The sequence below is a fragment of the Massilia haematophila genome (assembly GCF_042647645.1).
GTDB lineage: Bacteria > Pseudomonadota > Gammaproteobacteria > Burkholderiales > Burkholderiaceae_D > Telluria > Telluria haematophila.
Genome location: NZ_JBHRVV010000001.1, coordinates 3,395,362 through 3,413,731 on the forward strand (window position 1 = coordinate 3,395,362; position 18,370 = coordinate 3,413,731).

The window sequence follows — 18,370 nt, forward strand, 5'->3', positions numbered from 1 at the left end:
TACGATTTTCGAGAATCAGCCATAGACGAGGTTAGGCAGCCACAACGAGATCGCCGGCACGTAGGTCACCAGGAGCAGGAAGCCGAGCATGGTCAGCAGCCAGGGCATGACCGCCACCGTCAACTCGGAAATGCCCATCTTGGTGATGCCCGAGGCAACGTACAGGTTCAGGCCGACGGGAGGATGGCACATGCCCACTTCCATGTTGACCACGATCAGGATGCCGAAGTGGATCGGGTCGATCCCCAGCTGCACCGCGACCGGGAACAGGATCGGCGCCATGATCAGCACGATCGAGGACGGCTCCATCACGTTGCCAGCAAGCAAGAGCAGGATGTTCACCACCAGCAGGAAGCCGACCACGCCCAGGCCCTGGCCGGTGAGCCAGGCCGCCATCTGTTGCGGGATGTTTTCGCTGGTCATCAGGAACGAGAACAGCACGGCGTTCGTGATGATGTAGAGCAACATCGCCGACAGCGAGGCCGAGTCCAGCAGCACCCTGCCAACCTGTTCCAGGCGCAAATCCTTGTAGACGAACACCGAGATCACGAAGGCATACACGGCGGCGATCGCGGCGGCCTCGGTCGGCGTGAATACGCCCGAATAAATGCCGCCCATGACGATCACGATCAGGAACAGGCCCCAGGCGCTCTTGCGGAAGGCGTCCCAGCGTTCGCGCCAGCTGGCCTTGGCCATGCGCGGGTAGCCGTGTTTCTTCGCCAGCACCCAGGTGGTCAGGCCGAGCAGGCAAGCCAGCATCAGGCCCGGCACCACGCCGGCCATGAACAGCGCCCCGACCGAGGTGTTGGTGGTCACCGAGTACATCACCATCACGATCGAGGGCGGGATCAGGATCCCGAGTGCGCCCGAGGTGGTGATCACGCCGGCGCCGAAGCGCTTCGGATAGCCCTGCTTGACCATCGCCGGCAGGATGATCGACCCGATCGCGACCACGGTCGCCGGGCTCGATCCCGACACCGCCGCGAACAGGGCGCAGGCCACCACGCCGGCCAGCGCCAGCCCGCCGTGCCAGTGGCCGACCATCGAGGTGGCGAAGCGGATCATGCGCCGCGCCACCCCGCCGTGGGTCAGGAAGTTACCCGCCAGGATAAAGAAGGGAATGGCCATGATCTCGAACTTCTCGATGCCGGTAAACAGCTTCAGCGCGACCGACTCGATCGGCACCGTGGTCATCGTGAACAGGAAGGTCAATACCGTCAGGCCGAGCGAGATCGAGATCGGCATCCCGGTCAGCATCAGGAGCAGGAGCAGGATGAAAATGATGGCGGCGTTCATGCGGCACCTTTCGAGATCGGCAAATCGTCGTCGTCCAGGCCCTCGACCTGGGCCGGATCATGGTGCGGCACTTCGCCGGTGCGGATGAAGTTCACCATCACCTGCAGGAAGCGGAAGCACATCAGGTAGGAGCCGAGCGGCACCGCCAGGTAGACGATCCACATCGGCCATTCGAGGTCGGCCGAGGTCTGGTCGGTTTCCGACATGTGCCAGACGAAGTTGGCGCCCAGGGTGCCGACGATGCCCGTGAACAGGGCGCCGGCCAGCAGGCCGAAGACGATGAAGCCGGCGCGCCAGCGCGGGTTCAGGCGGTTCACCAGCACGTCGACGCCGACGTGGATGCCGGTGCGTACGCCATAGGCCGCGCCGAACTTGGCCATCCACACGAACATGTAGATGCACAGTTCCTGGGCCCAGCTGGTGTTGATCTGGATGAGGTAGTCCTGCAGCGCCGGGATCGGCACGCCGGACAGGTAGCGATGGACCACCGCGACGAAGATGACGACGGTTGCCGCCGCCATCAGGGTCGCGATGATCCATTCTTCGAGTCGATCGAGGAATTTCATGGATGTCTTTCAGGAGGCAGGGAGCGCGCGCAAGGGGCAAGCGACGTGCACGCGCCCCGCAACGCTGCGGGACGCGCGAGCTGGAACGTCTCTTCGGCGCCCGGTCCGCCGGCCGCTGGCGGCCGGCTTGCTTGGCCGGCTTACTTCTTCGCGGTCTCGCGGCTGATCGCCTGGATCAGGTCCTTGCCGATCCGGACTTCCATCTGCTTGTGCACCGGCAGCAGGGCCTGGCGCCACTGCGCCTGCTCGGCCGGCGTCAGGTTGTAGATGGTGGTCTTGCCGGCCTTGCGGATGGCTTCCAGCGCCAGGTCGTTGTCGCGCTGGGCGATCGCCTTCTCGAAGGTGGTGGCGTCGCGCATGGCCTGCTCGAGCTGGCCGCGGATGTCGGCCGGCAGGCCGTCCCAGAACTTCTTGTTGACGATGACGGCGTAGCCCAGGTAGCCGTGGTTCGACACCGTCAGGTGCTTCTGCACCTCGTGCATCTTCTGGGTGTACATGTTCGACGGCGGGTTCTCGGTGCCGTCCACCACGCCGGTCTGCAGGGCCTGGTAGACCTCGGAGAAGGCCAGCACCTGCGGGTTGGCGCCGAGGGCGCGCATCTGGGCGTCGAGCACCTTCGAGGACTGGATGCGCATCTTCTGGCCGCGGAAGTCGGCCGGCACGTGCAGCGGCTTGTTGGCCGACATGATCTTGAAGCCGTTATCCCAGTAGGCCAGGCCGGTGATGCCCTTCGGTTCGAGCTTCTTCAAGAGTCCCCTGCCGATCGGGCCCTCGGTCACCGCGTACAGCGCGGCCTTCGACGGGAAGATATAAGGCAGGTCGAAGGCTTCGAATTCCTTCACGCCGAGCGGTCCGAACTTGGCCAGCGAGGGCGCCAGCATCTGCACCGCGCCCAGTTGCAGGGCCTCGAGTTCTTCCTTGTCCTTGTAGAGCTGGCTGTTCGGATACACTTCGACCTTCACGCGTCCCTTGGTCAGCTTTTCGGCCTGTTCCTTGAAGCGCTCCGCCGCCTGCCCCTTCGGGGTGTCGGTCGCCACCACGTGGCTGAACTTGATGACGATCGGCGCCTGGGCCCAGGCGGCGTTCATGGAAAGGGCGACGGCAAAGGCCGCGACCAGGGTCTTGATCTGCATGATGTCTCCTTGGTGTATCGAATTATTGTATTTACCAGCACCGAACAGTCTGCTCACCACCATTTTGCCTTGCAATTGTGGATTTCCACAATAACATCGGAAACAGGAATCTTCCACGGTATCGCATGAAAAATCCTTTCCGGCTGCCGCGCCGCGCCAGCCTCTCCCGTCCCTGGCGCTGGCTGGTGCCGGTGCTGCTGGTGCTGCTGTTCCTGGCGGTGCTGCTCTGGCTTCCCTGGCAGGCACGCCAGATGGAAGCCAACGAGCGCCAGGAACAGCTGATCGCCGATACGCTCTGGGTCGAGCAGACCCTGCGCTTCGAGCTGGCGCGCAGCGAGGAGGCGCTGGCCGTGCTCGGCGCCGACCTGGTGTCCAAGCCGCCCACGCCGGAGCAGCTGCAGGCGCGCTTTGTCCAGATGTTCAAGAACGGCCACGAACTGCGCCGCGTGCTCTGGCTCGGCGCCGACGGCGCCGTGCTGGCCCATCACGGCCTGGAACTGCCGCCCGCCGGCCTGGCGGAGGTCGGCCGGGAGACCCTGGAGATGGCGCGCCTGACGCGCGCCGGCCGCTACACCGAGCCATACGGCGCCAGCGCCCATGCGCCGGGCATGATCGACTACTACCTGCCGCTATTCAGGCGCGGCGAATACGCCGGCAGCCTGGTCGCCAGCTACAGCCTGAAGGTGCTGCTGGACGAGACCGTGCCCTGGTGGTTCGCCCAGGACAACGACCTCGCCCTGCTCGACCGCGACGACCGCCCGATCGCCGAGCGCGCCGACGGCGGCCCGGGACGCGGCGTCTACACGCACCGGCGCGCGCTCGACCTGCCGGGCAGCGCGATCGTGCTCGCCACCGACAGCGTGAAGGGCGCGCCGCGCCTGCTGCCGAACTTGCTGGTCGGCTCGGTGATCGTGCTGGCGCTCGGCCTGCTGCTCAGCCTCATGACGCTGTGGCGCCACATCTCGCGCACCCTGGCGGCCGAAGCCGCGCTGCGCCAGCAGATGGCCTTTCGCACCGCGATGGAGAACTCGCTGCTGACCGGCCTGCGCGCGCGCGACCTGGAGGGGCGCGTCACCTACGTCAACAAGGCCTTCTGCCAGATGGTCGGGCTGTCGGTCGAGGAACTGGTCGGCAAGAAGCCGCCGATGCCCTACTGGGCGCCGGAAGCGATGACGGAATACGAGGAACGCTTCGCCGGCGTGCTGGCCGGGACCATCACGCCGCAGTTCGAGACCGTGTTCCAGCGCTCGGACGGCGTGCGGGTGCCGGTGCTGGTGTTCGAGGCGCCGCTGGTCGACAGCCGCGGCAAGCAAACTGGCTGGATGAGCTCGATCCTCGACATCACCGACCGCAAGCGCGCCGAGGAACTCAACCGCCAGCAGCAGGAAAAGCTCGAAGCGAGCGCGCGCCTGGCCACCATGGGCGAGATCTCGTCGATGCTGGCCCACGAGCTGAACCAGCCGCTGGCGGCGATTTCCAGTTACACGGCGGGCGCCCTGAACGTGCTCGAGCGCGCCGACAGCGGCGTGCCGGTCGAGCCGACCCTGCTGCGCCGCGCGCTCGAGCAGGCGCGCCAGCAGGCCCAGCGCGCCGGCCAGATCATCAAGAGCGTGCACGAGTTCGTCAAGAAGAGCGAACCGCGGCGCGAGGAGGTCGCGATCCGGAGCGTGGTCGACGGCGTGCGCGCGCTGATCGACCTGCAGGCGCGCAAGGCCTACGTGTCGCTGCAGTTCGACCTGCCGCCCACATTACCCACCGTGCTGGCCGACCGCGTGATGCTCGAGCAGGTGCTGCTCAACCTCACGCGCAACGGCATCGAGGCCATGGTCGACGTGCCGCCCGCGCGGCGCATCCTGCGCATCGTCGCCGCGGCCGACGCGGCCCAGGTCTCGGTATCGGTGATCGACAACGGCCACGGCATCCCCGCCGACGTGGCCGAGCGCCTGTTCTCGCCCTTCTTCTCGACCAAGGCCGAAGGCATGGGCATGGGGCTGTCGATCTGCCGCACGGCGATCGAGTTCCATGGCGGCACCCTGACCCACGCGCCGAACCCGGCCGGCGGCACCGTGTTCACCTTCAGCCTGCCGCGCCAGGATGCGGCGGCGGCATCGCCTGAGCTAAAATAGGGCACCGAGGAGAGACCGCATGCTGCATATCGTCGACGACGAAGAAGTGATCCGTGACGCCCTCGCGTGGCTGGCACAGTCGCGCGGGCTGGCGGCGCGCGGCTATGCCGGCGGCCAGGCCTTCCTCGACAGCGTCGGCGCGCCCGATCCCGGCGGCGACTGCGTGCTGCTCGACGTGCGCATGCCCGACATGAACGGCGTGGCGGTGTTCGACCAGTTGATCGGACGCGGCCTGCTGCCGCGCCTGCCCGTGATCTTCCTGACCGGCCACGGCGACGTGCCGATGGCGGTCGACTCGCTCAAGCGCGGCGCCTTCGACTTCTTCGAAAAACCCTTCAACGACAACCAGTTGATGGACCGCGTCGACCAGGCGCTGGCCGCCTCGCGCGCCGCCGCCGCTTCCGACCAGGTGCGCGCGCGCCTGGCAACGCTGTCGGCGCGCGAGCGCGAAGTGCTCGACCTGATCCTGGCCGGCAAGATGAACAAGGTCGTCGCCGACGAGCTGGGCATCAGCATGCGGACGGTCGAGGTGCACCGGGCGCATATCTTCGACAAGATGCAGGTCAAGACGGCGGTGGAGCTGGCGGGGTTGTTGAAGTAGATTTTTACCGCTCGTGGCGCTGTTGCGTGGGGCGTTCGTGGTGTGTTGAATCCGCGTGGGCACGAGTGCCCACCCTACGGGACACGTTAGCTGGTCTGGGGTTTGCATGAGCTCGCCATTACGGCCGACCGTAGGGTGGGCACCTGTGCCCACGCGGATCACGCGCACCGATAACGACACAGGCAACAGCCCCACGAACACCAGCATATCCCTTGCGATTGCTCAATCCGCCCCTACCTGACAAGCATCCCCGCTCCTCGCCCCTCCCCCATCTCCCAGCTTGCCGCAAGCCGCGCCAGCTCAGCCACGACTATTGGTTTCAGGAGGGCGCGCACAGGACGTGCCGAAAGCCGTCCATTTCGGGGATCGCTTGTAAAATCAATTTGAACGCGTCGCCGCGCGCGCCGCGCGACGCCAACTTCTTTAGGGAAAGCAGATGAACGAAAAGACAGTTGCAGACAGAATGTTTTTGCGGAATGCGAAATCGATGCAGGTGCTCAATGGTGGCGTCCACCCCGCGGTCGTGTCGCAGTTGCCGCAGGAGCTCATCAAGGAAGGCGATGGCCCCTTCGACGTCATCATGGCCTTTTGCATGAACCGCAAGGACCTCGAACAATACGTGCCGGTGGCGAAAGAGCGCCTAGGCGACAAGGGCTCGCTGTGGATCGCCTACCTGAAACAGACGGCGTCGAAGGCGACCGACATCAACCGCGACTCGATCAATGCCTATCTGAAGGAACAGGGCATCACGGCCGTGGCCATGATCTCGATCGACGGCGACTGGTCGGCGCTGCGGGCCAAGCGTATCGAGCTCTAAACCAACTAGAGCGCTCAGGAATGGCGCGCAAGTGCCCAGGCCACGTGCTCCCGCACCAGCTCGGACGGATGATCCGCACGTGCACGTAGCGCGCCAACGATGAGCGGGTCGCCGGCGCGCCCGTCAGCGGCATTGCCCAGCCCCACCGCCAGGTTGCGCAGCCAGCGCTCGTGGCCGATGCGCCGGATCGGGCTGCCCTCGGTCCGGCGGTTGAATTCCTCTTCTTCCCACGCAAACAATTCCACCAGGCCTGCCACGCCGAAGCCATTGCGCTCGTCGAAGTCGGGCAGCACCGCGCGCTGCGCGAACTTGTTCCACGGGCAGGCCAGCTGGCAATCGTCGCAGCCATAGATGCGGTTGCCGATCAGCGGCCGCAGTTCCAGCGGAATGCTGCCCTTCAGCTCGATGGTGAGGTAGGAAATGCAGCGCCGCGCATCGAGCCACCCCGGTCCCAAGATGGCGCCGGTCGGGCACAGGTCGATGCAGTTGCTGCACTGGCCGCAGTGGCCCGTGGTCGGCGCGTCGAGCGGGAGCGGCAGGTCGACCAGGATCTCGCCGATGAAGAAGGTCGAGCCGGCCTCGCGCGAGAGCAGCAGGGTATGCTTGCCGCGCCAGCCGAGACCGGCCTTTTCCGCCAGCGGCAACTCCATCACCGGCGCCGAATCGGTGAACACCCGGTAGCCGTACTCGCCGATCTCGGTTCTCACGCGCTCGGCCAGCTGGGCCAGGCGGTTGCGTAGCACCTTGTGGTAGTCGCGGCCGCGCGCGTACACCGAGACCACGGCCGCGCCGGGGTCGCGCTGGCGCGCCGCCTCGTGCGCGCGCCAGTCGCCGGCGTCCTGCGGCAGGTAATCCATGCGCGCCACGATCGCGCGCACCGTGCCCGGCACCAGCTCGGCGGGCCGCGCACGCTTCATGCCGTGGCTTGCCATATAATCCATCTCGCCATGGTGGCCCGCCGCCAGCCAGGCGCGCAGGCCTTCCTCGGCATGCGCGAGGTCGACGTCGGCGATGCGCACGTCGGCAAAGCCAAGCTCCGCGCCCCATGCCTTGATGGCGCGCGCGAGTTGGTTCAGGTCGGGGGAGTCGAGGGACATGGCAAAGACGACAATCGCGGCAAAATCGCGCCGCCAAACATGACATTCTAATTGATGCAGCACTTCACAGCCTACCTGCCGGACGAATCGGCGACCGCCGCCTTCGGCGCCGCGCTGGCGCGCGCGCTGGCGCCCGGCCTGGTCATCTACCTGCACGGCGACCTCGGCGCCGGCAAGACCGCGCTCACGCGCGCCCTGCTGCACGCGGCCGGCCACCAGGGCACGGTCAAGAGCCCGACCTATACCCTGTCGGAACCCTACCGCGTGCAGCTGGACGGCCAGCCGGTCAACGTCATCCACTACGACCTCTACCGCATGGCCAGCCCGGAAGAATTCCTCGACGCCGGCTTTCGCGAAGACTTCGACGGGCGCAACATCTGCATCGTCGAATGGCCGGAAAAGGGCGAACCGGTGTTGCCATTGCCCGACGTTAAAGTCTTGCTTAAGGTCAGCGGCCTCGGCCGTGAGGTAGAATTGCAGGCGTTGTCCGAAATAGGCCTGCTATGCCTCGACCGCCTCTCTTACGCTCCCCCTCCCTGATGTCCGGCGCGCGGCGCCGCACCCTGATCAAGGCCGGCGGCACGCTGCTGTTGTCGGTCCTGTCTCCGTTGCCCGCGCGCGCGGCCCAGATCCTGGCCGTGCGCGTCTGGCCGGCAGACGACTACACCCGCGTGACGCTGGAAAACGACAGCGACCTCAAGACCGAACACTTCCTGCTCGCCGACCCGCCGCGCCTGGTGGTCGACATCGACGGCCTGGACCTGAACAACACCTTGAAAAGCCTGGTGGCGAAGGTCGAGGCGAACGATCCCTACATCAAGCAGGTCCGCGTCGGCCAGAACCGCCCGCGCGTGGTGCGCCTGGTGTTCGACCTGAAGGAAGAGATCAAGCCGCAGGTGTTTACGCTGGCCCCGGTCGGCACCTATAAACACCGCCTGATCTTCGACCTGTATCCGGTGCACGAGCCGGACCCGATCCTGGCGCTGATCGAAAAGGGCGAATGGTCGCCGGGCGACGGCACCCCGACCGCGGTCCCGGCCGAGCCGACGCCGATCCAGCCGCCCGTTCCCGATCCGGTGGCGCGCATCGAAGCGGAGATCGCCGCGATCGACGGCAGGACGCCGCCGGGTCCGGTGCAGGCGCCGCCCACGCCGGGCAAGCCGGCCGTCAAGGCGCCCGCTCCGCCCGCCAACAACGTGGTGCGCATGGTCACCATCGCGCTCGACCCCGGCCATGGCGGCGAGGACCCGGGTGCGATCGGCCCCACCGGCACCCGCGAGAAGGACATCGTGCTGGCCGTGGCCAAGCGCCTGAAGGCCAAGCTGGAAGCGTTGCCGAACACGCGCGTGATGCTGACCCGCGACGGCGACTTCTTCGTCCCGCTCGGCAAGCGCGTGGAAAAGGCGCGCAAGGTGCAGGCCGACCTGTTCGTCTCGATCCACGCCGACGCCTTCACCGAACCGCGCGCGCGCGGCTCCTCGGTGTTCGTGCTGTCGGAAAAAGGCGCGACCTCGACCGCCGCGCGCTGGCTGGCGAACGACCAGAACAAGGCCGACATGATCGGCGGCGTGAACCTGGGCCGCCACGACAAGCAGCTCGCCAGCGTGCTGTTCGACCTCTCGACCACGGCCCAGATCAACGACAGCCTGAAGCTCGGCAAGGCCGTGCTGGGCGAGATCGGCGGCATCAACCGGCTGCACAAGGCCGCCGTCGAGCAGGCCGGCTTTGCCGTCCTCAAGGCCCCGGACATTCCCTCGATCCTGGTCGAGACGGCTTTTATCTCGAACCCCGAGGAAGAAGCCAAGCTCAAGGACGACGGCTACCAGGAGCAGCTGGCCAACGCCATCACCAAGGGCATCAAGCGTTATTTCTCGGCCAATCCGCCGATGGCGAAGAGCCGCACGACCTGAGGCGGTCTTCGCGGCGCGACCGGCGCATCGGGGGGCATGGCATACTATGGCCCCCGCATAACGCATCGACAAACCGCCCATGGAAGCCGCGATCCAGACCACCTTCGGCGAACTGCCGGCCCTGCTCCTTAGCGCCCCCGACGGCGCGCAAGCCACCATCACCCTCTACGGCGCCCACCTGATCTCCTGGCGCGGCGCCGACGGCCGCGAGCGCATGTTCTGCAGCGCCAAGTCAGCGCTCGACGGCAGCCGCGCGATCCGCGGCGGGGTGCCTGTGATCTTCCCCCAGTTCGCCGAGCGCGGCAGCGGCATGCGCCACGGTTTCGCGCGCGTGAGCACCTGGCGCGTGCTGGAAAGCGGCGTCGAGGATGGCTGGGCCTTTGCCGTGTTCGGACTCGGCGCCGGCGACCTCGATCCGAAGCACGCGCAGGCCTGGCCGCACGGCTTCGAGCTGGCGCTGCGGGTGGCGATCCACGCCAACCAGCTGGCGATGCGTTTCGAAGTGCGCAATACCGGCGGCAGCGCCTTCCCGTTCGCGGCGGCGCTGCACACCTATCACCTGGTCGACGACATCGCGACCGTGCGCATCGATGGCGTCGAGCGCGAGGAACTGGTCATCGCCGACAAGTTCGACCGCGTCTACGAAGGCGTTGCTCCGCCGCTGGCCCTGGTCGACGGCAGCATCGTGCTGACGCTGCGCCAGGAAGGCTTTACCGATGCGGTGGTCTGGAATCCGGGCGCGGCCGACGCGGCGGCACTGGCCGACATGGCCGACGACGAATACCGGCGCTTCGTGTGCGTCGAGCCGGCGCTGCTGGAGGGGCCGACGCTGCAACCGGGCGAGCGCTGGGTGGGCGAGTACCACGTTTCGTAGGGGTTAATTCGACTCTTTGACCATCCGCCCTTCGCCCGCCTGCACCGGCCGCGCATTGAGGGGATACAGGCGCGAGAACAGCGCCATCTGCGCCGGCGAGGCCGTCATCGGCTGTTTCATCACCAGCCACAGGACGTTTTCGCTGCACGGCGGCGTGGTCTGCGAGCCCATGTAGGTGTAGTACTCGCGGCGCTCCGGCAGCAGTTCGTAGGGGTCGATCTCGATGCCGGGCGCCACCGCCTGCTGCTTCTCGAGCGGGATGTTGTTCCACACGGTCTGGATCGCGCCGTTGGCCTGGCCGCGCTCGAGCAGCACGGCGACGATGGCCAGCTTGCCGTTCGGGCCGCGGTGCTCCAGGTGGACCACCATTTCGGTGCCCTTGCCGTTGATTTTCTCTTCCGAGGGCCGGTGGAAGTGGAACTGCACCAGCTCGTAGCTCTGGTTGCCGATGGTGATGAAATTGTCGGCGGCGACATTCACCTGCACGGTCTTGCCGTTGTCGATCTCGGTGAACAGCGAGGGACGGTAATTGAAATCGATCTCGGCGAGGTCGACCTTCATGCCGTCGCGGATGTCGATCGGCGACTGGCGCTTGCCGCTGCCGCACTGCGACCAGGCCGGGTTGATCTTGCCCCAGTTCTCGGGGCCGTATTCGCCCTCGTAGTCCCAGTGATTGCTGATCTTCGGCGCGGCCGCCAGCGCCGCTTCCTTCTTGCGTTTCGCCTCGGCCGCCTTCTTCGCGCGGGCCGCGGCGGCGACCCGTGCCGCCTGTTTGGCGCGCATCTCGGCCAGGCGCTCGGCGATCTTCACCGACAGCTCGACCTGCGCGTCTTCCTCGCTCTGCGCGGAGACGCGCGATGCCACGCGGTCGGCCGTGGCGGCGCTCGCCTTGGCCGGCGTCGTTTCCGCCTTCACTTCCTTGTCGGCCGCCGCGGCGAGCGCCGCCATCGACGCCTTTTCGACCGGCTTGGCGCTGGCCGGTTTCGACAGCTCGGCCGCGAGCTTCCTGGCCGCCTCCGCGTCGGGCTTGGCGGCGGGGACAGGCGATTCGTTGGCGCTTGCGTGATGCATGACGATACTGCAAGCGAACAGGGCAATGAGCTTACGCATGGGGTTCGGGGAAGTGGCTTACCATGCTTTAACGACGCTTCCACCCGGAAACTTGAGGAAAAATACGCTCGTAAACGACAAAGCGCCGGATGCATCCGGCGCTTTGAGCGATCAGGAAAGAATCAGCGGCTCCACATGCGGCGCCCGACTTTGTACAGGCCGCCCAGCATGAGGGGCACAAGCGCGACGCTGACGCCGATCAGCACGATTTCCGTCAGGTGGTCGCGCACGATCGGGATGTTGCCGAAGAAGTAGCCGGCAGTTACCAGACTCGCCACCCAGAACACGGCGCCGGTGATGTTGTAGAGCTGGAAACGCCAGTGGGTCATGTCCGACACGCCGGCAACGAAAGGCGCGAAGGTGCGCACGACCGGAATGAAACGCGCCAGGATGATGGTCTTGCCACCATGTTTTTCGAAGAAGTCGTGGGTGCGGCGCAACGCGTCCTTGTTGAGCCAGCGGTAATCGTTCGTGAACATGCGCTGGCCGACGGCCTCGCCTATGTAGTAATTCAATGTATTGCCGGTGACGGCGGCGACGATCAGGAGCGCCATCAACAGCGGATAACTCATCTCGCCCGTGGCGCAGAAGGCGCCGGCGATGAACAGCAAAGTGTCGCCAGGGAAGAAAAACAGGACCACGAGGCCGGTTTCGCAGAAAACGATTGCGAACAGGACGATGTAAACATAAACGCCATACTCAGCCAGCAGGACGCCCAACGTTTTATCGACATGAAGAATCATGTCGAAAAATTGCATCAGATCCATAATTTTCCTAAACGGTAACGCCGCATCATACCACCAGTCAGCCTGCCGAAACCTTTGGCCGGACTGAGGCATTTGCGCTGTTTAAGGGTGGGTTAAGTTTTAAAAGCGGTTTCGAAAACGGTTTCCGAAACGCTTGTCAACCGGTTGAGTTTCGCGTCTACAATTACCTCACATTAACAACAACGAGGAGCGGAGATCATGGCAAGGATCATGGGATGGGGGGCCGGTGTTGCGCTGGCGCTGGCAGGCAGCCTGGTGCAGGCGGCCGAACCGAAGCCGCTGCCGCCGAAACCGAGCGTCGGCGAGATCGTCAAGGCTTCCAAAGCGGCCGACTGGCGCCCCCTCGACCTGGACAACACGCTCTACATGGACTTGCCGGGCGGGCGCGTGGTGATCGAGCTGGCCCCGCCCTTCGCGCCGAACCACGTCGCCAACATCAAGGCGCTGGCGCGCGAGCATTATTTCGACGGCCTCGTCATCCAGCGCTCGCAGGACAACTTCGTGGTCCAGTGGGGCGACCCGGACGAGCAGAATCCGCGTCCCGTGAAGGACGCGAAAATGAAACTCAAGGCCGAGTTCACGGTGCCGCTGAAGAACGACAAACACTTCACGCGCCTGAAGGACGTCGATGGCTACGCGCCCCAGGTCGGTCATTCGAACGGCTTCCCGGTCGGGCGCGACCCGAAAAAGGGCGAGACCTGGCTGGCGCACTGCTACGCGATGGTCGGCGTCGGCCGCGACAACGAGGCCAACAGCGGCGGCGGCACCGCGCTGTACGTCGTCACCGGCCAGTCGCCGCGCCACCTGGACCGCAACATCACCGTGGTCGGGCGCGTCGTGTCCGGCATGCCGCTGTTGTCGAGCATGCCGCGTGGTCCGGCGCCGATGGGTTTCTACGACAAGCCGGAGATGCGGGTGCCGATCACCTCTTTCCGCGTCGCCGCCGACGTCCCGAAAGAGGAACGCAGCAACTTCGAGGTAATGCGCACCGACAGCGCCACCTACCAGAAGGTGATCGAGGCCCAGCGCAACCGCGGCGGCCCCTGGAACGTGGTGGCGGCCGGGCATGTCGACCTGTGCAATGCGCCGATTCCCGTTCGTGAAAAAGGCGGCGAGCAAAAATAAGACAGCGCAGCGGCCGGGGTGGGATCAGCGAATTCGCCACGGGTATAATCCGGGGGATGAACGCGCCCGCCCCCACCCATCGTCCCATCCAGCAATTGCCCGACCAGCTGATCTCGCAGATCGCGGCCGGCGAGGTCGTCGAACGGCCCTCGGCCGTCGTCAAGGAACTGCTGGAAAACGCGCTGGATGCCGGCGCCACCCAGATCACGGTCCGCCTCGAGGAAGGCGGCGTCAAGCGCATCGCGATCACCGACAACGGCCGCGGCATCGAGCCCGACCAGATGCCGCTGGCCCTGGCGCGCCATGCGACCTCGAAAATCGCCTCGCTGACCGACCTCGAAAACGTGTCGACCCTGGGTTTCCGGGGCGAGGCGCTGGCCTCGATCGCCTCGGTGGCGGCGGTATCGATCACCTCGCGCACCAAGGACGCCCCGCACGCCTGGGAAATCGTCGGCTCGCACCTGGACCAGGTCGTGCCCTCCTCCGGCCCGCTCGGCACCACGATCGACGTGCAGGACCTGTACTTCAACACGCCGGCGCGCCGCAAGTTCCTGAAATCCGAGCAGACCGAATACGGCCACTGCGCCGAGGTCGTGCGCCGCATCGCGCTGGCGCGCCCGGACGTGGCCTTCAGCCTGACGCACAACGGCCGCACCATCGACCACTGGAACGTGTGCGAGATGGCGAGACGGAGCAGCCAGATCCTGGGCAGCGACTTCGCCGAGGCGCGGCTGCCGATCGACGAGTCGGCCGGCCCGCTGCGCCTGCACGGCTACGTCGGCCTGCCGACCGCCTCGAAGGCGCGCGCCGACGGCCAGTTCTTCTACGTGAACGGCCGCTTCGTGCGCGACAAGCTGCTGGTGCACGCGGTGCGCGCCGCCTACCAGGACGTGCTGCACGGCGACCGTTTCCCCTCCTACGTGCTGGCGCTCGAACTCGATCCGGCGCTGGTCGACGTCAACGTCCACCCGTCGAAGATCGAAGTGCGCTTCCGCGACAGCCGCGCCGTCCACCAGTTCGTGTTCCACGCGGTGCAGCGCACGCTGGCGCAGACCTCGGCCACCGCCCACGGCAGCGTGCCGGCGCCGCTTAGCGCCGCCGAGATCGCGCCCTCGCCTTCGCTCTCGAACTGGCGCCGTCCGCACGAACAGACTTCGTTCGGCGCGCAGTTGTCTCCGACCTTCTCGCCTTCGCCCTATCCGCCGGGCAGCCGCTGGGATGCACCGGCCACGCAAAGCGGCGTGGCCCAGAGCACCGCGAACTATGGCGCGCTGTTCGCCGGCGCGCCGGATCGGAGCGAACCCGGCAACGGCAGCGGCAGCGCCGCCTCGATGTCGGTCGCGCCGATGCCGATGACGTCCGCCGCACCGACCAACGACGACTTCCCGCTCGGCTTCGCACTGGCCCAGCTGCACGGCATCTACATCCTGGCCCAGAACACCCGGGGCCTGGTGCTGGTCGACATGCACGCCGCCCACGAGCGCATCCTCTACGAGCAGCTGAAGAACGCGCTCGACGCCCAGGTCGAAGGCCAGGACATGCAGGTGCAGCAGCTCCTGATCCCGGTGACCTTCTTCGCCGACGCGATCGAGGTCGGCACCGCCGTCGAGAACCAGGAGACACTCAAGGCGCTCGGCTTCGACATCGCCGCGATCTCGCCGACCACGCTGGCCGTGCGCGCCGTGCCGACCCTGCTGAAGAACGCCGACGCCCAGACCCTGGCGCGCGACGTGCTGCGCGACGTGCGCGAATTCGGCGGCTCGCGCGTGCTGATCGAACGCCGCAACGAACTGCTCGGCACGCTCGCCTGCCACACGGCAGTGCGCGCGAACCGCATCCTGACCGTCCCCGAAATGAACGCGCTGCTGCGCCAGATGGAGAGCACCGAGCGCGCCGACCAGTGCAACCACGGCCGCCCGACCTGGGTGCAGCTCGAAATCGCGGCCCTCGACAAACTGTTCCTGCGCGGGCAATAAGAAACATGCAAGAGAAACTGGATAACGCCCGGCCGCTGGCCGTGGCGATCATGGGCCCGACCGCGTCGGGCAAGACCGCGGCCGCGCTCGCCATCGCGCGCGAACGGCCGGTCGAGATCATCTCGGTCGACTCCGCCCTGGTCTACCGCGAAATGGACATCGGCACCGCGAAACCGACGCCTGAAGAACTGGCGGCCGTGCCGCACCACCTGATCGACATCATCGACCCGCTCGACGCCTATTCGGTGATGCAGTTCCGCAACGACACGCTGCGCCTGGTGGCGGAGATCGCCGCGCGCGGCAGGCTGCCGCTGCTGGTAGGCGGCACGATGATGTACTTCAAGGGCCTGACCGACGGCCTGGACGACCTGCCGACTGCCGACGCCGCCGTGCGCGCCCGCATCGACGAGGAAGCGGCCCGCATCGGCTGGCCCGGCATGCACGCGAAACTGCGTCTACTGGACCCGGTCACCGCCGAGCGCCTGGCGCCGGCAGACGCCCAGCGCATCAACCGCGCGCTCGAGATCATCGAGCTGACCGGCAAGCCGATGTCCGAACTGCTGGCGCGCCGCGACAAGCCCACGCTGCCGTTCGAACTGGTGTCGTTCGCGCTGGAGACGCCGGACCGAAGCGTGCTGCATAAGCGGATCGCGCTGCGTTTCGACCAGATGCTGGGCGACTCCGACGACCAGGGCATCGTGGCGGAAGTGGCGCGCCTGCGCGCACGCGGCGACCTGACGCCGAATTTGCCCTCGATGCGCTGCGTCGGCTACCGCCAGAGCTGGGATTACCTGGACGGCAAGATCGACCGCGCGGCGCTGCGCGAAACCGGCATCATCGCCACGCGCCAGCTGGCCAAGCGCCAGCTGACCTGGCTGCGTTCGATGCCGGAGCGGATCGTCGTCGATTTCCTCGGCCCCGACCCGGCCGGCGAGATCCTGCGCCACCTCGACCAGTTATCGGATTAGCACGGACAGTAAAAAAGGCGCTTGATTGCAGGCAGCAGCCTTGACAGCACAGCCGCCGCCTTGGATAATATCGTTCGCTTTGGTGATATAGCTCAGCTGGTTAGAGCACAGCACTCATAATGCTGGGGTCGGTGGTTCAAGTCCACCTATCACCACCAGGAATTCTGACGAATGGCTTGGCTCCCGCGGGTCAAGCCATTTTGTTTTAGCCGTTTTTCGGTGATATAGCTCAGCTGGTTAGAGCACAGCACTCATAATGCTGGGGTCGGTGGTTCAAGTCCACCTATCACCACCAAAATAGAAAGCCGCCGGTTCGCAAGGACCGGCGGCTTTTTGGTTTTTGGTGTGTGCGGTTTATACGTCAGCGTTCTCGTCGAGTTCAAACTCACCCCGCCCAAAGGCTTCGATCACCGCTTGCGCCTGTTGCAGGTAAGTCGCCGGCACCAGGATGCGCACCCCGCCCAGCGCCGGCGCCAGCAGCAGATCGGTCTGCATCAGGTGGGCATCGGCCAGCACGGCGGGAATGCCGGACGCTTCCAGGCAGCCCTGCATCAGCGCCGCTTCCATCGGCACGAGATAGCGCGCGACGATGAACAAATCGCGTCCCGGTATCGCCTCGATTTCCGGGTGCGCGGCAAGCCACGCGTCCAGCGCCTGTTCCATTGCTTTCTCCCGCGATTGATGGATGAGTCAATATTACTCTGTCCCCGCGTCGCATGACGCCGGATTGCGTCTTCACGACAACATGCCCGGCAACGACGACAGCAAATACAGCGTCACGCCGATCAACCCGCCCACCACGGTGCCATTAATGCGGATGAATTGCAGGTCCTTGCCGATATTCAGTTCGATTTGTTCCGACATGTCGCCGCTGTCCCAGTTCTTCACCGTATCGGCGATATGCCGGGTCAGGAACACCGCGAATTCGGGTGCGGCCGCGCGCGACGCCAGCTCCAGGTTCTCGTTCAGGGATTGGCGCAGTTGCGGGTCCTCGGCCAGCGTCTGCCCCAGCCAGGTGCCGGTCGCCTCGATCCGCCCGCGCAGCATCGAGTGCTCGCTGTGCAGGTCCTGTTTGAACCAGTCGCGCAGGTCGTGCCAGAGCGAGCCCAGGTAGCTGTTCAGGGACTCGTCGTTGAGCAGGTAGTGCTTGATTTCTTCGCTGCGCGCGGAGAATGCCGGATCGGCTTTCAGGCGCTCGATGAATTCCTGGGTGAACACATCGAAACGCTGGCGCAGCGGGTGCCGCGGATCTTCGCTGACCTTGTTCAGGATGCCCGAAGCCAGGCGCACCGTGATATCGGCGCCTTTGCGGCCGATCAGTTCCGAGGGCAGCATGCGCTCGATGAAGGCGTATTCGTCGCGCAGCCAGTCGACGATGCCCTGCGAAATATACGATTGCGTTTCTTCGTTGTTCAGCAGTTTCGCCAGCTGGTGAATGCCTTCGTTCAGCAATTCCTGGTGGCGCCCTCCCCGCGTCAGGCTTTCCAGGATGGTGCCGGCCGATTTCGACAGGTCGACGCTGTTCACCATCGAATGCACCGCCTTGCGCAGGAAATTCTGCACCGCCGCGTCATCGAGAAAATCGAGCATCCAGGACGCGAGCTTGACCAGGTATTGCCCCATGCGCCCGGTATTCGCCGGTTTCACCAGCCAATCGGCGACCTTTTGCGCCGGGTCGTGCTTGCGGATCAGGCCGACGATGGATTCGGTATCGAGGAATTTCTCGCGCACGAACAAGGCGAGATTCTCGGCGATCTTGACCTTGTTCTGCGGGATGATCTCGGTATGGCGCGAGACGATGGGAATCGGGATGCGCTTGAACAGCGCCACCACGGCAAACCAGTCCGCCAGGGCGCCGACCATGGCCGCTTCCGAAAAAGCCTTCAACAAACCGGTCCACCAGTTCTGTGGCAGGAAAAAGCTGAGCACGAACAGCGCGGCCGCGCCGACGAAGAAGGCCAGCGCCAGCCGTTTGGCTTGTTCGAGTTCGTATTCTTTCGTCAT

17 protein-coding genes and 2 tRNA genes are annotated in these 18,370 nt (G+C 65.7%); 11 read left to right on the forward strand and 8 right to left on the reverse strand.

The window, feature by feature from the left end:
* Positions 1 to 15: 15 nt before the first annotated feature.
* The 3 genes from ACFOPH_RS14985 to ACFOPH_RS14995 all read right to left on the reverse strand — a co-directional run bounded on the left by ACFOPH_RS14985 (position 16) and on the right by ACFOPH_RS14995 (position 2,995).
* Positions 16 to 1,296, reverse strand: a complete 1,281-nt coding sequence (locus ACFOPH_RS14985; RefSeq protein WP_379736142.1) for a TRAP transporter large permease — start codon at positions 1,294 to 1,296, stop codon at positions 16 to 18.
* Positions 1,293 to 1,862, reverse strand: a complete 570-nt coding sequence (locus tag ACFOPH_RS14990; RefSeq protein ID WP_312549022.1) for a TRAP transporter small permease — start codon at positions 1,860 to 1,862, stop codon at positions 1,293 to 1,295. Before ACFOPH_RS14990 ends, ACFOPH_RS14985 begins: the two co-directional genes overlap by 4 nt.
* 140 nt (positions 1,863 to 2,002) lie before the next feature.
* Positions 2,003 to 2,995 (reverse strand): TRAP transporter substrate-binding protein, encoded by a 993-nt coding sequence (locus ACFOPH_RS14995; RefSeq protein WP_379736144.1) that lies wholly within the window; start codon positions 2,993 to 2,995, stop codon positions 2,003 to 2,005.
* Positions 2,996 to 3,120: 125 nt separating this feature from the next.
* Between ACFOPH_RS14995 and ACFOPH_RS15000 the strand changes: the two genes are divergently transcribed.
* The 3 genes from ACFOPH_RS15000 (at position 3,121) to ACFOPH_RS15010 (ending at position 6,539) form a co-directional block, all read left to right on the forward strand.
* Positions 3,121 to 5,121, forward strand: coding sequence for a sensor histidine kinase (locus tag ACFOPH_RS15000; protein WP_379736146.1), 2,001 nt, complete (start codon positions 3,121 to 3,123; stop codon positions 5,119 to 5,121).
* Between the two features lie 19 nt (positions 5,122 to 5,140).
* The gene (locus ACFOPH_RS15005) at positions 5,141 to 5,722 is read left to right on the forward strand and encodes a response regulator transcription factor (protein ID WP_312549025.1); all 582 of its coding nucleotides are present in this window, start codon (positions 5,141 to 5,143) and stop codon (positions 5,720 to 5,722) included.
* Between the two features lie 463 nt (positions 5,723 to 6,185).
* Positions 6,186 to 6,539 (forward strand): DUF3052 domain-containing protein, encoded by a 354-nt coding sequence (locus ACFOPH_RS15010; RefSeq protein WP_312549026.1) that lies wholly within the window; start codon positions 6,186 to 6,188, stop codon positions 6,537 to 6,539.
* A 14-nt stretch (positions 6,540 to 6,553) separates the two neighbouring features.
* Here ACFOPH_RS15010 and queG read toward each other — a convergent pair whose 3' ends face one another.
* Positions 6,554 to 7,636 (reverse strand): tRNA epoxyqueuosine(34) reductase QueG, encoded by a 1,083-nt coding sequence (gene queG / locus ACFOPH_RS15015; protein ID WP_379736149.1) that lies wholly within the window; start codon positions 7,634 to 7,636, stop codon positions 6,554 to 6,556.
* Between the two features lie 54 nt (positions 7,637 to 7,690).
* On the opposite strand from queG, the gene tsaE reads away from it, so the two are divergent.
* The 3 genes from tsaE (at position 7,691) to ACFOPH_RS15030 (ending at position 10,420) form a co-directional block, all read left to right on the forward strand.
* The gene (gene tsaE, locus ACFOPH_RS15020; RefSeq protein WP_312549028.1) at positions 7,691 to 8,176 is read left to right on the forward strand and encodes a tRNA (adenosine(37)-N6)-threonylcarbamoyltransferase complex ATPase subunit type 1 TsaE; all 486 of its coding nucleotides are present in this window, start codon (positions 7,691 to 7,693) and stop codon (positions 8,174 to 8,176) included.
* Positions 8,140 to 9,546, forward strand: coding sequence for an N-acetylmuramoyl-L-alanine amidase (locus tag ACFOPH_RS15025; protein ID WP_312549030.1), 1,407 nt, complete (start codon positions 8,140 to 8,142; stop codon positions 9,544 to 9,546). Before tsaE ends, ACFOPH_RS15025 begins: the two co-directional genes overlap by 37 nt.
* Before the next feature lie 79 nt (positions 9,547 to 9,625).
* A complete protein-coding gene (locus ACFOPH_RS15030) occupies positions 9,626 to 10,420 on the forward strand; it encodes a D-hexose-6-phosphate mutarotase (protein WP_312549031.1) in 795 nt (264 codons plus the stop codon).
* Positions 10,421 to 10,423: 3 nt separating this feature from the next.
* Here the strand turns inward: ACFOPH_RS15030 and ACFOPH_RS15035 are convergent, their stop codons facing one another.
* Positions 10,424 to 11,491, reverse strand: coding sequence for a carbonic anhydrase (locus tag ACFOPH_RS15035; RefSeq protein ID WP_379736151.1), 1,068 nt, complete (start codon positions 11,489 to 11,491; stop codon positions 10,424 to 10,426).
* Positions 11,492 to 11,652: 161 nt separating this feature from the next.
* On the reverse strand, positions 11,653 to 12,297 hold the full coding sequence (locus ACFOPH_RS15040) for a VTT domain-containing protein (RefSeq protein WP_312549059.1): 645 nt from the start codon (positions 12,295 to 12,297) through the stop codon (positions 11,653 to 11,655).
* 198 nt (positions 12,298 to 12,495) lie between these two features.
* On the opposite strand from ACFOPH_RS15040, the gene ACFOPH_RS15045 reads away from it, so the two are divergent.
* From ACFOPH_RS15045 to ACFOPH_RS15065, 5 genes are all read left to right on the forward strand, one after another.
* Complete coding sequence (locus ACFOPH_RS15045; protein ID WP_379736153.1) at positions 12,496 to 13,422, forward strand: peptidylprolyl isomerase; 927 nt, start codon at positions 12,496 to 12,498, stop codon at positions 13,420 to 13,422.
* Positions 13,423 to 13,478: 56 nt separating this feature from the next.
* Positions 13,479 to 15,398, forward strand: a complete 1,920-nt coding sequence (gene mutL / locus ACFOPH_RS15050) for a DNA mismatch repair endonuclease MutL (protein ID WP_379736155.1) — start codon at positions 13,479 to 13,481, stop codon at positions 15,396 to 15,398.
* 5 nt (positions 15,399 to 15,403) lie between these two features.
* The gene (gene miaA / locus ACFOPH_RS15055; RefSeq protein WP_379736157.1) at positions 15,404 to 16,366 is read left to right on the forward strand and encodes a tRNA (adenosine(37)-N6)-dimethylallyltransferase MiaA; all 963 of its coding nucleotides are present in this window, start codon (positions 15,404 to 15,406) and stop codon (positions 16,364 to 16,366) included.
* Between the two features lie 81 nt (positions 16,367 to 16,447).
* Positions 16,448 to 16,524: transfer RNA gene (locus ACFOPH_RS15060), tRNA-Met, on the forward strand.
* Between the two features lie 60 nt (positions 16,525 to 16,584).
* A tRNA-Met gene (locus ACFOPH_RS15065) sits at positions 16,585 to 16,661 on the forward strand.
* A gap of 59 nt (positions 16,662 to 16,720) precedes the next feature.
* Here the strand turns inward: ACFOPH_RS15065 and ACFOPH_RS15070 are convergent.
* Positions 16,721 to 17,029, reverse strand: coding sequence for a putative signal transducing protein (locus ACFOPH_RS15070; protein WP_312549036.1), 309 nt, complete (start codon positions 17,027 to 17,029; stop codon positions 16,721 to 16,723).
* 72 nt (positions 17,030 to 17,101) lie between these two features.
* Positions 17,102 to 18,370, reverse strand: coding sequence for a DUF445 domain-containing protein (locus tag ACFOPH_RS15075; protein ID WP_379736159.1), 1,269 nt, complete (start codon positions 18,368 to 18,370; stop codon positions 17,102 to 17,104).

Coding starts and splice junctions, on each gene's coding strand:
- ACFOPH_RS15025 (WP_312549030.1), top strand. CDS start 8,140: ATGCCTCGACCGCCTCTCTTACGCTCCCCCTCCCTGATGTCCGGCGCG.
- ACFOPH_RS15075 (WP_379736159.1), bottom strand. CDS start 18,370: ATGACGAAAGAATACGAACTCGAACAAGCCAAACGGCTGGCGCTGGCC.
- ACFOPH_RS15045 (WP_379736153.1), top strand. CDS start 12,496: ATGGCAAGGATCATGGGATGGGGGGCCGGTGTTGCGCTGGCGCTGGCA.
- ACFOPH_RS15000 (WP_379736146.1), top strand. CDS start 3,121: ATGAAAAATCCTTTCCGGCTGCCGCGCCGCGCCAGCCTCTCCCGTCCC.
- queG (WP_379736149.1), bottom strand. CDS start 7,636: ATGTCCCTCGACTCCCCCGACCTGAACCAACTCGCGCGCGCCATCAAG.
- ACFOPH_RS15070 (WP_312549036.1), bottom strand. CDS start 17,029: ATGGAACAGGCGCTGGACGCGTGGCTTGCCGCGCACCCGGAAATCGAG.
- ACFOPH_RS15010 (WP_312549026.1), top strand. CDS start 6,186: ATGTTTTTGCGGAATGCGAAATCGATGCAGGTGCTCAATGGTGGCGTC.
- ACFOPH_RS15005 (WP_312549025.1), top strand. CDS start 5,141: ATGCTGCATATCGTCGACGACGAAGAAGTGATCCGTGACGCCCTCGCG.
- ACFOPH_RS14990 (WP_312549022.1), bottom strand. CDS start 1,862: ATGAAATTCCTCGATCGACTCGAAGAATGGATCATCGCGACCCTGATG.
- tsaE (WP_312549028.1), top strand. CDS start 7,691: ATGCAGCACTTCACAGCCTACCTGCCGGACGAATCGGCGACCGCCGCC.
- ACFOPH_RS15035 (WP_379736151.1), bottom strand. CDS start 11,491: ATGCATCACGCAAGCGCCAACGAATCGCCTGTCCCCGCCGCCAAGCCC.
- ACFOPH_RS14995 (WP_379736144.1), bottom strand. CDS start 2,995: ATGCAGATCAAGACCCTGGTCGCGGCCTTTGCCGTCGCCCTTTCCATG.
- ACFOPH_RS15030 (WP_312549031.1), top strand. CDS start 9,626: ATGGAAGCCGCGATCCAGACCACCTTCGGCGAACTGCCGGCCCTGCTC.
- miaA (WP_379736157.1), top strand. CDS start 15,404: ATGCAAGAGAAACTGGATAACGCCCGGCCGCTGGCCGTGGCGATCATG.
- ACFOPH_RS15040 (WP_312549059.1), bottom strand. CDS start 12,297: ATGGATCTGATGCAATTTTTCGACATGATTCTTCATGTCGATAAAACG.
- mutL (WP_379736155.1), top strand. CDS start 13,479: ATGAACGCGCCCGCCCCCACCCATCGTCCCATCCAGCAATTGCCCGAC.
- ACFOPH_RS14985 (WP_379736142.1), bottom strand. CDS start 1,296: ATGAACGCCGCCATCATTTTCATCCTGCTCCTGCTCCTGATGCTGACC.